The sequence below is a fragment of the Chryseobacterium sp. SIMBA_029 genome (assembly GCF_046535275.1).
Lineage (GTDB): Bacteria > Bacteroidota > Bacteroidia > Flavobacteriales > Weeksellaceae > Chryseobacterium.
Map to the genome: position 1 here is coordinate 1 of NZ_JAWRXA010000762.1, position 242 is coordinate 242.

1 protein-coding gene is annotated in these 242 nt (G+C 41.7%); it reads left to right on the forward strand.

Going from position 1 to position 242, the window contains the following annotated elements; all coding sequences use genetic code 11:
- Positions 1 to 242 (forward strand): hypothetical protein (locus SB679_RS25980; protein WP_410705271.1); only part of this gene is annotated, 242 nt, incomplete at both ends.

The window sequence follows — 242 nt, forward strand, 5'->3', positions numbered from 1 at the left end:
GTATTTAAGAATGACAGAAACGGAAATCTGATAGAGAAACACCGGTTTATCTACAGCCAGCCTTCCGGATTAGGAACACTTAAAAGGGTGATTTCTCCGACGGGAGGCGTTACAGAATATAATCTGGAGTATGGTGATAGGTATTTTAATTATAGTGATCCCGAGTACCTGGCTTATCTCCAGCAGGAGACGAATATTATCAATCCCGAGATTCAATACTGGTCTTCTATGGGTAATGGTCC